Annotated in this window: 15 protein-coding genes; 13 read left to right on the top strand and 2 right to left on the bottom strand. The window is 37.9% G+C overall.

Translation table 11 applies throughout. The features are described 5' to 3' along the window. Positions 1-85: 85 nt before the first annotated feature. From CZ382_RS17950 to CZ382_RS17980, 6 genes are all read left to right on the top strand, one after another. Positions 86-880, top strand: coding sequence for a DeoR/GlpR family DNA-binding transcription regulator (locus tag CZ382_RS17950; protein ID WP_088052549.1), 795 nt, complete (start codon positions 86-88; stop codon positions 878-880). Next, a complete protein-coding gene (locus CZ382_RS17955; RefSeq protein ID WP_088052550.1) occupies positions 855-2,141 on the top strand; it encodes a four-carbon acid sugar kinase family protein in 1,287 nt (428 codons plus the stop codon). The genes CZ382_RS17950 and CZ382_RS17955 overlap by 26 nt, the downstream gene beginning before the upstream one ends. 12 nt (positions 2,142-2,153) lie before the next feature. Continuing rightward, on the top strand, positions 2,154-3,167 hold the full coding sequence (pdxA, locus tag CZ382_RS17960) for a 4-hydroxythreonine-4-phosphate dehydrogenase PdxA (RefSeq protein ID WP_088052551.1): 1,014 nt from the start codon (positions 2,154-2,156) through the stop codon (positions 3,165-3,167). Between the two features lie 102 nt (positions 3,168-3,269). Then, on the top strand, positions 3,270-4,646 hold the full coding sequence (locus CZ382_RS17965; protein ID WP_088052552.1) for a GntP family permease: 1,377 nt from the start codon (positions 3,270-3,272) through the stop codon (positions 4,644-4,646). Positions 4,647-5,615: 969 nt separating this feature from the next. After that, positions 5,616-6,173 (top strand): DUF3990 domain-containing protein, encoded by a 558-nt coding sequence (locus CZ382_RS17975; protein ID WP_088052554.1) that lies wholly within the window; start codon positions 5,616-5,618, stop codon positions 6,171-6,173. Then, entirely contained in the window at positions 6,167-6,418 is a 252-nt protein-coding gene (locus tag CZ382_RS17980; RefSeq protein WP_088052555.1) for a hypothetical protein, read from the top strand. The genes CZ382_RS17975 and CZ382_RS17980 overlap by 7 nt, the downstream gene beginning before the upstream one ends. 325 nt (positions 6,419-6,743) lie before the next feature. Here CZ382_RS17980 and CZ382_RS17985 read toward each other — a convergent pair whose 3' ends face one another. Further along, entirely contained in the window at positions 6,744-7,097 is a 354-nt protein-coding gene (locus CZ382_RS17985; RefSeq protein ID WP_088052556.1) for a SpoIIAA family protein, read from the bottom strand. A gap of 335 nt (positions 7,098-7,432) precedes the next feature. Here CZ382_RS17985 and CZ382_RS17990 point away from each other — a divergent pair, with 335 nt between their 5' ends. Beyond that, positions 7,433-7,801, top strand: a complete 369-nt coding sequence (locus tag CZ382_RS17990; protein WP_088052557.1) for a VanZ family protein — start codon at positions 7,433-7,435, stop codon at positions 7,799-7,801. A 231-nt stretch (positions 7,802-8,032) separates the two neighbouring features. On the opposite strand, the gene CZ382_RS17995 is transcribed toward CZ382_RS17990, so the two are convergent. After that, positions 8,033-10,456, bottom strand: a complete 2,424-nt coding sequence (locus CZ382_RS17995) for a transglycosylase domain-containing protein (protein WP_088052558.1) — start codon at positions 10,454-10,456, stop codon at positions 8,033-8,035. Positions 10,457-11,176: 720 nt separating this feature from the next. Here CZ382_RS17995 and CZ382_RS18000 point away from each other — a divergent pair. The 6 genes from CZ382_RS18000 to CZ382_RS18025 all read left to right on the top strand — a co-directional run bounded on the left by CZ382_RS18000 (position 11,177) and on the right by CZ382_RS18025 (position 16,120). Then, positions 11,177-11,875, top strand: a complete 699-nt coding sequence (locus CZ382_RS18000) for a Crp/Fnr family transcriptional regulator (RefSeq protein ID WP_088052559.1) — start codon at positions 11,177-11,179, stop codon at positions 11,873-11,875. Positions 11,876-12,207: 332 nt separating this feature from the next. Next, the gene (locus tag CZ382_RS18005; protein WP_088052560.1) at positions 12,208-12,816 is read left to right on the top strand and encodes an ECF transporter S component; all 609 of its coding nucleotides are present in this window, start codon (positions 12,208-12,210) and stop codon (positions 12,814-12,816) included. Beyond that, a complete protein-coding gene (locus tag CZ382_RS18010) occupies positions 12,809-13,549 on the top strand; it encodes an energy-coupling factor transporter transmembrane component T (protein WP_088052561.1) in 741 nt (246 codons plus the stop codon). The genes CZ382_RS18005 and CZ382_RS18010 overlap by 8 nt, the downstream gene beginning before the upstream one ends. Beyond that, positions 13,546-14,400 (top strand): energy-coupling factor ABC transporter ATP-binding protein, encoded by an 855-nt coding sequence (locus CZ382_RS18015; protein ID WP_088052562.1) that lies wholly within the window; start codon positions 13,546-13,548, stop codon positions 14,398-14,400. The genes CZ382_RS18010 and CZ382_RS18015 overlap by 4 nt, the downstream gene beginning before the upstream one ends. After that, positions 14,401-15,213, top strand: a complete 813-nt coding sequence (locus CZ382_RS18020) for an energy-coupling factor ABC transporter ATP-binding protein (RefSeq protein WP_088052563.1) — start codon at positions 14,401-14,403, stop codon at positions 15,211-15,213. Beyond that, on the top strand, positions 15,194-16,120 hold the full coding sequence (locus CZ382_RS18025) for a nucleoside hydrolase (protein ID WP_088052564.1): 927 nt from the start codon (positions 15,194-15,196) through the stop codon (positions 16,118-16,120). Before CZ382_RS18020 ends, CZ382_RS18025 begins: the two co-directional genes overlap by 20 nt. Positions 16,121-16,215: the final 95 nt, after the last annotated feature.

The raw sequence follows: 16,215 nt of genomic DNA on the forward strand, positions 1-16,215 counted from the left end.
AATTTAAATTTAATCTCTTGACAAAAGTGTTATAAATGAACATAATATAATTACAAAATGTTTAAAAATAACAAGGGTGATAGGAATGGTACCGGTAGATCGCAGAAAATGGATTTTAGACCTATTAAGTAAAAGTGAAAAAATAGATATTGATCAATTAGCGGAGCAATTAAATGTTTCAGCAATGACCATTCGTAGGGATTTGACTTATTTAGAGGAGAATGAGAAGGTCATACGGACTCACGGGGGAGCAATTTTGAATAAGCCCACGGTTCTTGAAACACCTTTTCAAGCAAAAGAAGGAAAATTCAGTAACGAAAAAAGGGAAATTGCCAAAATTGCGTTGAACTATATTCAAGACCATTCAACCATTTTATTAGATTCAGGAACAACGACTCTTGAAATTGCAAAACGGATTAAAGATAAACAGAACATAACAGTAGTTACAAATGATATAAAAATTGCAGCTGAACTAATGGATAGTGAGGCAAAAGTAATTGTGACCGGTGGGGAGATTCAAAATAATATCGGGACATTATTTGGTCCTTTAACAGAATATACCCTTGAAAATTTGCATGTTGATTTATTTTTCCTTGGGGCACATGCTGTTGATCTGGAAGCGGGGGTCACGGTACCAACTTTTGAAAAGGCATCCGCAAAGCGGTTAATGATAAAAGCAGCAGAAACTACATGGTTAGTAGTCGATTCGAGCAAATTTGACCAAAAATCTTTCGCCAAAGTTTGTGATCTTTCATTGATTAATGGCGTGATTACGGATGATGGGGTAAATAATGTAATGGAAAAAAAATTAAAAGAGTACTTGACAGTTATCAAACCTGAAGGGAGGGTACCTTTTGAAAATCGGGGTTATTGCAGATGATTTAACAGGTGCAAATGCAACAGGAGTAAGGCTTACGAAGCAAGGTTTTTCGGCAGCTACAATGGTGTATTTTGACCAACCACCCATATCTGGTCCTTTTAACGCTGTTTGTATAGATACAGATAGTCGTTATGTCAAAGAAAATATTGCTCAAAAGAGAGTCCGGAAAGTACTAGAAAACTTTACAAAATGGGGAGCAGATGTCATTTGTAAGCGCATTGATAGTACGGTGAGAGGGAATATTGGAATTGAGATTGATACATTATTGGCTGAACTTGGCGAAAAGGCTATAGCAGTGGTTGTTCCTTCTTTTCCGGATTCAGGAAGAATTACATCAGGAGGCTATCTATTAGTGAATGGTGTGCCAGTACAGGCGACAGATGTAGGAAGGGATCCGGTTAGACCAGTTAAACAATCATATGTACCGGAAATTGTTCAAAAGCAAAGTAAATATCCAGTTACACACATTGATCTTGATAAGGTCTTAGCTGGAGAAAATGTAATTGAACAAGCGCTTAGAGAAAAGATAGCGTTAGGAAATCGTATTATCGTTTTAGATGTCGTAACAAATGATGATATCGATGCTATTGCTAATGCTATGAAATCTATTAAAGAATATCAAATGATTCCAGCCGATTCAGGACCACTAACGGCTACCTACTCTAGAGTGTATACCCGCCAACATAAAACAGATAAAAAAATCATTGTAACGGTGGGAAGTGTTACCTCTAATAGTAGTATGCAGCTACATTATCTAATGGACAAAACTAATTCCAAGCCTATTTATGTAGATCCGGAAAAATTGGCTACCTTAGATAGTGCATGGGATGAGGAGGTAGAAAGGGTCATAAATAGGGCCATGGAGGAAATGGATAAGCAAGATATATTAATTATTACTACAGATTCTCCAACGGCTAAAGTAATTAACCTTAAAGAAGTAGCAAAAGAACTGGGTGTTAGCCAGGACTATTTAGCAAAAAGAATAGCTGATGGATTAGGGAAAATTACTAGAATGGTCATTCAAAATAGCAAGTATGAAATTGGTGGATGTTTCTCTAGTGGTGGAGATGTAACTGCCTCCTTATGTTCGGTTGGGCTAGCAGAAGGAATTAATTTGAAAGATGAAGTTCTATCTCGTGTGGCTTATGGCCAGTTTATTGGGGGTTATTTTGATGGGATTCCGCTAGTCACAAAAGGTGGCACGGCTGGAGATAAAAAAGCAATCTATACGAGCGTTAAATATTTGGAGGCAAAATTTTAAGGAGGAGTTTATATGGCAACTGAAAGAGTAATAATCTCAATTCCAATGGGTGACCCGGCAGGTATTGGACCAGAAATTGCAATGAAATCTCTTACAAAAAAAGAAATATATGATGTTTGTAAACCATTGATAATTGGTGATACAGCTGTAATCAAAAAGGCAATTTCTATTGTGAATGCTAATTTAGAAGTGAATGAAGTGGCTTCACCAGCTGAAGGTAAATATGAGTTAGGTACAGTCGATGTAATAAATTTAAATAACATTGATATGGATAAACTTGCGTATGGCCAAGTGTCTGCACAATGTGGTCAAGGAGCTTTTGAATATATTAAAAAAGCAGTGGAATTGGCTATGGCAGGTGAAGTTAAAGCGCTTGCGACAACACCAATAAACAAAGAATCATTAAAAGCTGCAAAAGTTCCTTACATTGGACACACGGAAATGCTTGAAGATCTAGCAAGTTCAGACGACCCACTAACAATGTTTGAAGTAAGAGGAATGAGAATCTTCTTCTTAACTCGTCATTTATCATTAAAAGATGCTATTGGACAGATGACAAAAGAAAGAGTTCATGACTATTTAATCCGTTGTGACAAGGCCCTTCAACGGCTAGGTGTAGAAGGTAGAAGATTCGCTGTTGCTGGCCTAAATCCTCACAGTGGGGAAGGCGGATTATTTGGATGGGAGGAGGTAGAAGAAATTAAACCGGGTATTGAAGCTGCCTTAAAAGATGGGATTAATGCAGAAGGACCTGTTCCAGCTGATTCCGTATTTTTCCAAGCATTAAATGGAAAGTATGATGCTGTGCTTTCTCTTTACCATGATCAAGGGCATATCGCTGCTAAGATGACGGACTTTCACAGGACTATTTCGATCACTAATGGATTACCGTTCTTAAGGACATCTGTCGATCACGGTACTGCATTTGATATTGCAGGTAAAAATATTGCTGAAAGTGTAAGTATGGAAGAGTGCATCATGCTTGCTGCTCAATATGCACCAAATTTTACAAGAAATACTTTATAGAAAAATACGGATTGTAGTATGTAAAACCAAGGATGGATAACATCCGTCCTTGGTTTTTACACGATGGGATGAAAGCACTTACAAATAAAGGGGAGTAAAGATATGGATGCAGTTTCAGGCACACAAATGGTTACTGGACTTATACTAGGGATTGTTGTATTAATTTTGTTAGTTTTAAAAACGAAAATACATGCTTTTATAGCACTTCTTGTAGGAGCTTCGATTGCAGGTATTGTTGGTGGTATGGTTCCCGGGGATGTAGCTGGCGCTATTTCAGGAGGATTCGGGAGTACGCTGGCATCTATTGGGATTGTAATTGGACTTGGTGTTATGATGGGGCGGATTCTTGAAGTAACAGGAGCCGCTGAGACATTAGCCTACTCGTTAATAAAATTTGTTGGACAGAAAAAAGAAGAATGGGCGATGGCAATAGCTGGGTATATTATTTCTATTCCAATTTTTGTTGATTCAGCTTTTGTTATTTTAAACCCTTTAGTTAAAACGCTTTCTAGAAAGACAGGGAAATCAGTTATTTCTATCGGTGTCGCATTAGCAGCTGGACTTGTTATTACACACTCATTAGTTCCTCCTACACCAGGTCCATTAGGGGTAGCAGGGATTTTCGGAGTCGACATTGGTATTATGATTGCATTGGGTATGGTGTTTGCTATCCCTCTTATAATTGTAGGGGTTCTATATGCGAAATGGTTAGGAAAGAAAATTTATCAAATTCCTGATGATTCAGAATCCGGATATACTAGACCCGAGAAACAAGCTTCATATCCAGACTTGTTAGAAGTTATCAATGAACGAGGAAAAGATCTCCCGTCGTTTGCAAGATCAATACTGCCGATTCTTATACCAATTATTCTCATTTTCTTGAACACAACACTGTCAGCTTTAGAGTTAACAGAAGGATTTTATGGAATTCTATACTTTTTAGGTCAACCAATTGTTGCCGTTGCCCTAGGTGTAATTATCTCCATCTACGCACTTACTGGCGGATTAGGTCGTAGAGAAACACTTGAAGTAATGGAAAAAGGAATTCAGGATGCTGGTATCATTCTGCTTGTTACAGGTGCAGGTGGGGCGCTTGGAAATGTACTACGTGAAAGTGGAACAGGGGACTATATCGCTGGGCAAATTGCTGACTTACCATTACCAGCAATTTTAATACCTTTCCTTGTCGCTAGTCTTGTTCGTTTAGTTCAAGGAAGTGGTACGGTAGCTATGATTACAGCAGCATCGATTTCAGCACCAATTTTAGCGCAATTAGATGTCAATATGGCACTTGCTGCCCAAGCTGCTGCATTAGGTTCACTCATCTTCTCTTATTTTAATGATAGCTTTTTCTGGGTAGTAAACCGTATGCTAGGAATAAAAGAAGTGAAAGAGCAAGTTATGGTTTGGTCCGTTCCAACGACACTTATGTGGTTTGTAGGTTTAATTTGTTTACTAATTGCCAATATGTTTTTTTAAGATGTAATTAAGTGAATAGGATTGTTTTTTCTTTCCAGATGTTTTTGTTAACGTTAACACTATAAGGGATAAACATACGTTGCCACATGGTATGGTAGCGTATGTTTTATTTATTTTGCGGGCTCACCAATGACTATACATTCAATTTGAAGCAAGGGGGACGGGTTCCACTACTTTCTTTTGATACAGTTGCGAGCCCCCACCTAAAATGCAAGGAATCTAGTGCGAAGGGCGTGAACCATAGAAGACCAATGCGAGTAGACTGACACTTATGACTGCAGGAAAAGACAGGAGCTGGACAAGAGCCAAGATGGGCTGATGCCAGGGTGGAACAAACGGGTACACCGTCTATCACCTAAATGAAGATATAAGGGATTGCGATGTGCTATTCTATTACCCTTGAGTTCCATTTCATGGGAAAAGCAGAAACAGAGGAAGAAACGAAAGTAATGACGTACTTTAATGTGCAACAGAGCTTGCCCAGGTACGCTAAAGTAAGGGTCCTTCCTGAGTTTTGTCGAATGCAATCGATGTTGTTTAATCCAATGTTCCATAAGGTTAGCGTTATTCTAGTATAACCTTCCTATGGAACAGCTTTTTCCTTTAAATAGATTAAAATTAAATTTTGATGTTTATTTTAAGCTGATTTACCCTACTTACCTTTGTCAAAATTAATTTTTGTTATATTTAAGTCCTATAATCATGTAATTTTGGAGAAAAAAATCAATTTTAGCATTTTGACCTTCCTATCAATCTGACTTATCGTATAGATAACAAACACAAAAGGTTGTGAAACGATGGCGACTGTAGTATCAAGTATTGGTTCAAATGGGATGGAGGGTTACTGCAGACAGGTGGAGTTACTATTAATTTCTGGTATTGAAAGAGAGCGGTTACCCAGATCTAATGAAATGTTAATGAATCCATGTTATAATTTAACTAGGTGGATTCTGATTGGGGTTATGACTATTGCATATTCATTATGAATCGAATCTTCCATTGTATCATGGAACAATTAATTTATACTCCGACAGTATCGCTAAACATGGGATAGAGATATTTCCGAGGAAAAAAGGTGGGGTTGATTTCGGACCCGGTTTTTATTTAACAAACAGTTTTGACCAAGCCAAGGAATGGGCAGAACGCAGAACCGATAGACCAGTCCTTCCGAATAAACGAATTTTAGAAATATCCGGTGTTACCATTGGAGATTTTCTTGGAATGAAAAAGGACTTCAAACCAGTTGTTCTTAAGTTTGGGATTAAGGATTTAATTAAATGGGCACAATTAAATTATAAAATCTATGAACTTAATGACAATGATTGGAAACATTTTGTTTGGAATATGCGGCAAGATAACCTGCAAACTAAAATTAATTTGGATTGGATTTATGGTCCAGTTGCTGATGGTGGTTTAGTATCAGTGAATTATAAAGATATAAAAGCATATAATAATAAAAATCAATTGGCTGTATTAACAAACGAAGCTGCTAGATATTTAGAGATATTGGAGGTGATACAATGTTAAATATAAATAATGGTCCGGAACTTCGCAATGAGATTAATTTAATCATTAATCGTATTTCCAATGAATTGATTAATGAGTTCGGTAAAAGTAAAGATGAAGCTATGGATTTAATAAATAGGTCTGAAGTAGAAGCATCTTTAATCAAGGACAAAATGGGGTTTCATGAATCTCCATATAATTGGGCAATAAGCATACTAACAGAGCACAATGATTATGAAGCACTGGAAAAGTATTTGGACCATTGATAAGGAAGTAAAAGCAATTAATTGTTGTTTTTGCCTCCTTTTTTATTTGACGCTTGCATTGCAGGTATAAGAGAAAATGGAATATGAACACTTCAAACCGGATAGTATAGTTGGATGATCAGCTGCGGGGGAGGTGTTATCATTTATGGTTGCCGGGACTTTTAGGTTACTACTGCAGACAAATAATAATTTAGTCAAGCGGGGATTTTTTAGGGCCACATTAATGGAGGATGAGTATTATTCTTTTAATGCAAATTTGTCCTGTTTCAAAAAGAAACCCGGATAAGAGGAGCTAATCCCAAGACTTATCCGAGTGTCGATTATCTTATTCCGCCAACCATTTTCTTGCTGTTTCCAGTTCGCCCGGTGAATACTGGGCGACTTCTACTCCAGGGATGATATTTGCAATGGTTGCATCCACTTTTGTAAACGTGTCATCCGCAACAATGGCGCCTTTTTTGATGCTTTTCATATATGGAAAAGTTTTCATATCTTCCATTAGTCCTTTGGGTGTGATACCTTCTATATTTTTGAAAATAAACAAGATGTTGAGCGGTTCCTCCTGCAGTATTTTCATACGTATTGCTTCTTTGAATTTCTGTAAATCCTCTTGTGTGGCTGTACCCTGTGTGGTAATCTCCAACAACGCACCCTGTTCCTGTCCTTTAACTTCCAACATGTTTCTCATCCTTTCGTTTTCATGTCTTAGTAAAAGGATTCCTCTTGGGATAATGTTTAAAACATGTTGCAAGTTCGATAGCGATTTTTCCATATGGGTTGACAAGGGGAAACCGGTTGACCTGTAACAGGTATAGACCCGGAGACTGATAAACCATATCTAAAGGTGAAACAAGGCTTGTATTTGCCGAAGTAACACCATTTGGCAAGTTAATTAGAATAAATATAAAATAGATGATAGAGTGGGTTTTTTTTACATTATATTTTCCATCAGTATGTTTATTTAAAGGGATGGTAGCGTTGAGGATTATTTTTATGTGTGGATGGTCGCTAATAATGGCAGCATTTTTGTTCACTTCAGATATAAATGCACTACTTTCTCACAGTGCATTGGATATACACATGACATCACATCCAGATTTTGTTTTTTTCGAAATATATGAGCTTAGTCCGAATTTATTGATACAAAAGGTTGGGCACCTTCTTATGTTTGCAATGTGGTTGTTATCTATCTTTCTAGGTATCAAAAGGTTGAAAACAGCTGTCTGGATCACTTTGGGACTTGCCGTGGTTTCCGAGCTGATTCAACCCTATTTCTCCAGGGATGGGCATCTGTTGGATGTTGCCTTTGATAGCATAGGTATCCTGCTGATGGAATTCTTTATTCATATTTTTTTATCAGCGACATCTGATATTAATAGATAGAGTGACTGCCGGGTTTAGAAGCGAGTGCAAGTTTATGGGTAATAAAAAAGGTGCGATTAACTCAAGTGAAAGTGCAATGACAGACGACCAGGATCTACATGTGGGATCTGGTCCCGCTTTTTTTACTCCGAAACTTGAATGTGTAAGTAAAGACGCGTCCGATTCTTACTTACACAATTCAGTTTAATTTACTCACTTTATTGACAAACCCGATCAACCATTATTTTTTTCTTAGGAGCTATTGTTTTCACCATCGCTTCCGCTATCATCATCCTTTTGCTTATCCTTGTCATTTTGCCCGTTGTCGTTATCGCCTCCGTTACCGTGATCGTCCTCTTTATTCTTTTGTTCATCTTCTTGGTCCTGATTTCCCTTGTCATTTCCCTGATCAGGTTGTTCCTTGTTCTGTTCGTCTTCTTGTTTTTCGTTATCCTTGTTTTCTTCTCGATTAGATTGTTCCTCGTTTTGTTTATCTTCTTGTTTTTGGTTTTCCTGATCTTTCCCTTGATCGGCTTGTTCCTCGTCCTGTTCGTCTTTTTGGTTTTGTTTTTCCTTGTCTTCTTCTTGATTAGTTTGTTCCTCGTCCTGTTTGTCTTCCTGTTTTTGATTTTCCTCGTTTTTTCCTTGATCCGCTTGTTCCTCGGTTTGTTGATCTTGCTGTGTACCCCGTACATACAGTTCCGAGCCAATAGAGATCACCGTATCCGGTTTCTCGAAATCACCCATATTCGGATCCGAAATTTCGGACATTAGATTCCGAAAAAGTTGCATAGCAATATTCTGTGTGCCGTCGTATCGGATATATTGTACATCGCCGTCTTTATTTTTTAACGACGGGTAACCGGTCCAAATAGCAAGGGAATATTGAGGCGTATATCCAACAAACCACGAATCAAGCAAACCATCCCCGAGCCCGTATTGGTCTTGGATCTCTTTCGGAATATTGGTCGATCCGGTTTTTCCTGCCACAGGTATTCCAGGGATGTTTGCTTGTGTCCCGGTTCCGCTTGAAATGACAGTCTTGAGCATATCGGTGATCATATAGGCAGTATAATCATTTATTGCATCATGTGACTTTGGTTCTGGCTTCCATTCCTTTCCACTCGGGAAAACGATTTTTTTAACCGTGAATGGTTCGTGATAGGTACCGCCATTACCAAATGCAGCATAAGCCTCCGCCATTTGTAAGGGGGAAACGCCGTCAAAACCGCCAATCGCAGCCGATTCATAGATCGGATCAATATCGATACCCAGCTCTGAAGCAAACTCTTGTGCTTTGTCTTTTCCGACAGCCTGCAATGCCTTCAGGGCAGGAATATTTCGCGACCATTCCAAAGCACGCCGTATGGTAATATCACCCCAGTATTCGTTATCCCATTCATTGATTGGTGTTCCGTCGCTATACTGGTATTGCTCGTCACGCAGTATGTGGGATGTCGGCCATTTCAAGTATTCAATCGCTGGACCGTAATCCAAAATTGGCTTGATCGTTGAACCTGGTTGATTTTGGACATCAGAGCCGTAATTGGTATATCCGATCGCTTCGAAATGGCGCCCACCTCCGACGGCTTTGACGGCACCCGTTTTCGTATCTACAAGCGAGATCCCTGTTTCAAAATTTTCATCGGGATAGGGGATATCCTCTGATCGTATCAAGTTATAGACAGCTTGTTGTGCTTTTGAATCGAGCGTCGTATAGATTTTCAACCCGCCTTGGTAAAACTCTTTTTCAGAGACGATCTTTTTTTGGTTGACCAGTTGTTCATATACCGTATCGATAAAAGCATTATAAGGGTCGTTGTTCTCCTGCCTTTTTTCTTCTTTTCTAAGAAGTTCTGAGATCGGTTTGTCTTTGGCCTTTTCAGCCTGCTGTTTGGAAATGAAATGGTTGCTTACCATTGCCGACAATACCTGGTCGCGGCGTTCTTTTGCCCGTTCAGGATGCTTGAAAGGATCGTCAGCGCTTGGCGCATTTGGCAGGCCGGCGAGCAAGGCTACCTGCGACAAATTTAATTCGGAAAGATCCTTGCCGAAATATATTTCAGAAGCTGTTTTTATGCCATACGCTCCGTGTCCGAAATAGATATTGTTTAAATACATTTCTAGAATTTGATCTTTCGAGTATTTCCTCTCCAATTGTGAAGCAAGCCATGCTTCTTGTACTTTTCGCTTCAAGGTTTTTTCCGGTGATAGGACACTCCGTTTGATAACTTGTTGTGTAATGGTCGAACCACCTTCTGAACCCCAGCCGTTTTTGATATTGGCAATCACCGCCCCGAACAAACGACGGATATCAATACCACGATGATCGTGAAATCTTTTGTCTTCTATAGAAATGACAGCGTCTTTTACCATTTTTGGAACATTGTCGATATCGATTTTGATGCGATTTTCCTCGTGAAATAACGTACTGACAAGTTTTCCGTCCTGATCATATATCCGTGTGGACTGCGGCGTCTGTAGATCACTTGCTTTCAATGTTGGTGCATCATGGAGCATGATAGCGATCGTGATACCGCATGCGATTACCACAAGTATAAAAGCCGCACACAAACTGAGCAGAATCCATTTCCACCAGCTTCTTTTTTGTCGATGTGATCCTGTTTTCTTCTGTTGTTTCCGTCGTTCTTGTCTTGAAGTGTATTCGTTAGGCATATGCAGTACTCCTACCTTGTCTCATAATCTATCTTCCGTTAAATAAAGGACATCTACAGGGTATATGTAGAAATCCTTTCATCATTTTACTTTTTTAAAATGGAGTTCCCTCTTTTGGTATATGGTGGGACGGGAACATCTGTTACTTTTGCGAAGTCACTTGCCCTCATTCTTCTTATTTCCCGTTTTTCATTCATTTTTAACTTTTTTTGTCTTGGGTTATGGCATTAGGCAAACTTAAGAGACGTCAAAATTGATTTGACGATATATACTATGTCGTTGTGGGCTTATAAATTACTTAAGTTTGGGTGGGAGTTGGGCGGGGGGCTCTTGCTCATTGTCGAGTGAAAGGAACTGGGCGAGATCACTGCTAAGTCGGGAGAGAATGGGTTGAAATTGGTGGAGCCACGGAAATTGCCGAAATGCCCTTTTCATGGATGATGGTGACTTCAAGTCATTTTTTCATAAATAGGGAAACATTTATGACTGGTGAGGATTTTGATTCTGTAATTAGTAGTTTCTGTAATTGAAAAAGGGGATTTACCCGATTGGATAAGTGAGTCTTTACCGACCAGCGTATATAAAACTGCCGTAACAAAGGAAAACATTACTTTTGAAAAAGGCCATTTGCCACGTTATAATTTGTAAAAGTATATCTGCTTTGTTAGTTAAGTATTTTACAAATTATAAATCACTGTAAAGATACAGGAGAGAAGTTGGATGGACTTAAAAAAGATGTGGGAGAAATATGCGGTTGAGACAAAACTTAATTTCTCCGTTATTTCTGATTTTATAGGTGAACATGGGACAGAGTTAGTTTTTAAACCAAATTCAGTGATCATTTCCAGAGGGGAATTTCCCAATAATGTCTATTTCATGAAAGAGGGCATAGCTATTGGATTAAGGGATTATGAGGATGGAAGGGATTATAGTTATTTTCAGGTAGATAAAACAAATGGAAATATCGGGTTGCTGGAGGTGCTTTCCAGGAAAGAGCAATACATTGCAACAATAACATGTTTAACAGAGGTAACTGTACTCAGAGTAGATTCAGCATTCGTTTACCAGCTGATTATGTCTAATTTATCGCTTTTAAGAAGATGTTCTGTATTATTAGCCGAAGACTTATATAGTAGGTCTGGAAATGATGGGATCCTTTACCACTATAAAGGTATTGACCGTCTTAGATATTATTTAATTCTATACTATGAAAATAACAGGAGACAAACAGAGTCCGTTTGTATAAATAATTATTATAAGGATATTGCCAGCCAAATAGGGGTAAGTGTTCGAACGGTTGGCAGAAGCATAAATAAATTAAAAAAACTTAATGAGGTATCTAGCACTGATCGAAAATTAACCATGTCAAAACAGCAATATGAGAAAATGAAACAGAGTATAGTTTATATGGATTATTGACGATGCCGGAACATAAAGGGTAAATCATTATAGAGTATATAACACTTGCAAAGGGGAATCCGAACTAAAAAACAAATCTTATTGGAGGATTTGATAATAGTTCGGATTTTTTGTGTTCGCTTTTAGGATTGAAATAGTGTCTGAAGGGACATCTGTCCTTTCTTGCCTTTTACTGAAGACGATATACTAAATTTAATCCCAAATATCCAGTTTTATAAATAAATGACAACGCTTAAAAGGTTGTTTATTGCTGGTATTTGAGGAAGTTATATTTTTATGTGGAATACTATTTACACATTACAGATTTTGTAATCTTTAAAAGGAGCGGAAAGATGAAAAGAGGGATAAGGTACGATTTTTCATTGCTGGCACTGTTGTTGATTCCAGTGGGTGTTTCATTGAATGTAGTGGGTTATCAACTATCGACTATTTTAAAGCTTCCGGTTTTTATTGATCAAATAGGTACCATTATGGTATCGATGATTGCAGGGCCATGGGTTGGATTACTGACAGGTTTACTGGGAAACGTTGTAAACGGGATGATTAATCCCATTGCAATAGGGTTTAGTGTTGTCTCGATGAGTGTCGGTATTGTATCAGGATATTTATCAAAGTGGAGATTTTATACAAATATTTTTGGCATTATTATTTCTTGTGTACTTTTAACAATTGTGGCAGCCTTTCCTGCGGCCATCGTTACTGTTTTTCTATTTGGTGGAGTAACTGGTGCAGGAACAGATTTACTTACAGCAACATTTCTAGCTACGGGTAAAGAATTATGGAATTCCATTGTGTCTACAAATTTAATTACAGGTTCTATTAATACCATTATAAACTTTGGTATTAGCTGGCTGATTATTAGAAGGGTTCCAGACAGATTTTTAATTAAGTTAAATTACGGTGAGCCTTATATTAAGAAAGGGGTGCATGTCAATGGATAGCCGCATAGGTAAGCTGTATCCCTCATCTAAGTTTGCGTTTATCATACTAATTATTTTATTAAGTATGTTTACACCCGGATATACAATGCAATATATGGTTCTTCCGCTTATTTTAATCATCAGTGTTTTTTCCGGAACAGCTGTTAATTTTTTAACCACGTTTATAAAATCGATTTTTATTCTTGTGTTATTTATTTTTATTCTCCAGGTTTTTATTATTGTTAATGATGATTCTGAGAAAATTTGGGGCTTTATTCACTTTTCGCAGATGGGCTTGATGACAAGTTTAAGTATGACATCCAAAATTGTTGCGATTAGTTCATGTATTATTTGGTTTTTCCAGGTAACAAGTGTAAAGGATATCATCTATGCTTTGGAGAAATCAGGGGTCTCCCGGAAAGTGACCTTTGTGATAGCTTCTACCATTCAGCTTATTCCGCAAATGTTAAATTTGTCTAAAACGATTACGGATGCCCAAAAGTCACGGGGAGCCGAAACAGAGGGAAAGATAATCGTTCGGTTGAAGGCGTTTGTTCCAATGATCGGCCCTTTGGTTCTATCATCTATTCAGCAAATTGAGGAAAGGGTGCTGGCATTGGAATCGCGTGCTTTTTCTTCCCAAGCAAAAAAGACATCTATTTACGAACTAGAAAAACAACCCGCTGATTATATGATTGTGACATTTTGCGTGCTAATTTTAATCGGTTATATAGTTTGGAGGATACTGTCATGAGTATTATATCTTTAAAAAATATTAGTTATAAATATCCTTTAGATGAAAAGGAAGCGATTCGCGATGTTTCCTTTACGTTTGAAAAAGGACGCGTTTATGGCTTAATGGGTGCGAATGAGTCAGGAAAAACAACAATCTGCAATATCATCAGGGGCTTTATTCCGGGGCTGTACAAAGGTCAATTAACAGGCGAGGTAACGATCAAAGAGAAACATATTAATGACTATAACATCGGTGACCTTGCAACCATTATCGGTTATTCATTTCAAAATCCTTTCACCCAATTATCTGGGGTAAAAGATAATGTTTATGAGGAGCTTGCCTATGGTATGGAGAATATAGGCATCCCGCGCAATCGGATGATAAAAAAGGTTGATGAACTTGTAGAAATGTTTCAGCTAGATGATTTGGCTGATAAAAATCCGTTTGAATTATCAGGCGGTCAAAAACAAAGGGTGGCCATAGCGTCAATGATTGCATTGGATCCAGAAATTATTATTTTAGATGAGCCAACCTCACAACTTGATCCCAAAAGCAGTGAAGATATTTTTAAAATCCTTCATCTGTTAAAAGACCAAGGCAAGACCATTTTGCTTGTGGAGCATAAGGTGGATTTATTAGCGGAGTATTGTGATGAAACATTATTAATGAATAAAGGGGAGCTTGTTATGACAGGTCCCGTAAAGGAAATTTTGTCTAATCCGATGGTATTGCAGTACGGCGGACAGCTGCCGCAAGTCGCATTATATTATATAAAAAAAGCGAAGGATACGAATATGAAAACAACAAATCTGATACCATTAACAGTCAAGGAAGTCTATGAAGGCTTGCAAAAGGATGGTGAGGTATAAGTGGCTTTTTTATCTTTGAAAAATGTTTCGTACGCCTATCCGAACGGCTATGAAGCTGTCCAAGATGTTAATCTTGATTTCGAATTAGGGGAATCTGTTGCCATTATCGGGCAGAATGGTGCGGGGAAGACGACAACAGTAAAACTAATGAATAGGTTGTTAACACCAACAAAAGGTGACGTGTTAGTGGATGGTGTCTCTACTAAGGGAAGAACAACTGCGGCGATTTCCCGAATGGTTGGTTACGTGTTTCAAAATCCTGACGACCAGATTTTTCAGGACACGATTTATAAAGAGATTGCATATGGCCCGAAAAATCAGAAATTGGGGGCTAGTGAAGTTGAAGAAAGGATAAAAGATGCTGCTGACATTTGCGGATTAACCGAGTCATTGCAGGAACATCCTTATAATTTACCTTATTCAAAGAGGAAGTTTATAACCATTGCTGCGGTATTGGCAATGGATCCGAATGTGATTATTCTCGATGAACCTACTGCTGGACAAGACAGGGAATCACTTAAACGTTTAGGCAATATTATTAACTATTTATCGGAAAATCATAAAACAGTGATTACAATTACACATGATATGGAATTTGTTGTGCGCGAATTTAAACGGGTGATTGTTTTTGCTGCTAAACAAAAACGAAGAGATGCATCACCCAAGGAAATATTTTGGGATGAAAAACTGCTGGAATTCAGTGATTTAAAACAACCTTACATTTGCCAGCTTGCTGCTATTCTAGGGTATAAAGATGTATTAACGATTGAGGACTTATTGGAAAGGGAGAAAAATGAAAAACATTCTAATTGATTGTGATCCAGGACACGATGATGCATTAGCTATATTAACAGCTATTGCTAATGCTGAGAAAATAAATATTTTAGGAATTACTACTATAGGCGGTAACCAAACATTAGAAAAGGTCACTGCAAATGCAAAGAATATATTGGAGTTTGTGAATTCGGATATTCCGTTAGCAACAGGACAATCAGGTCCTTTGACAAAAGAGTTACGAATTGCACCAGAAGCTCATGGTGATAGTGGAATGGATGGCCCTTACTTTAATGGAGAAGATTATCCAATCTCTTCAAAGAATGCTATTACATTTATGTATGAAAAAATTATGAAGTGCGATCAAAAGGTGATTCTAGTTGGGTTAGGTCCATTGACAAATATAGCGTTATTAATCAAAGTATTTCCAGAGTTGCAGGAAAAAATAGAATACATTAGCATTATGGGCGGAGGACTTAACCATGGCAATGTAACACCTCTTTCTGAATTTAATACGTATGTAGATCCTGAGGGGGCACAAATTGTTTTCCATTCTGGCATTCCCGTGGTTATGTCTGGTTTGGATGTTACGGAGAAGGCGGAAATAACAGTAAAGGAAATTGATTCACTAAAAGATAAAGGTAGGGTTAGTCATTTAGCTTACGAACTGCTACATTTTTACAACAAATCCGGAAGACAATTTGGCTTTATACACAGTCCTATTCATGATTTATGTGCAGTTGCTTATATAGTAAACCCAGAAATGTTTTCTGGTACTTCTTATTATGTCGATGTTGTGACAGATGGGAAAGCAAGAGGTTTAACTTTTGCTGATAAAAGGTTAGTGACTGATAAAGGTAAAAACACGCTAGTATTAGAAGGTGTTGATCGGGAAATGTTTGTATGTTTATTGTTAGATGCATTGGAGTTGTTGGATGGAGAGTAGGTTGTGAGAAAATGTGGTGGGCATTTAGATAAATCATGCTTGTCTTACCATTGGAAATCATGTATCATGTGACCCCAGCATATATAGCGGAAGTG

This window comes from Virgibacillus dakarensis (assembly GCF_900155625.1).
GTDB classification, from domain to species: Bacteria; Bacillota; Bacilli; order Bacillales; family Amphibacillaceae; genus Lentibacillus_C; species Lentibacillus_C populi.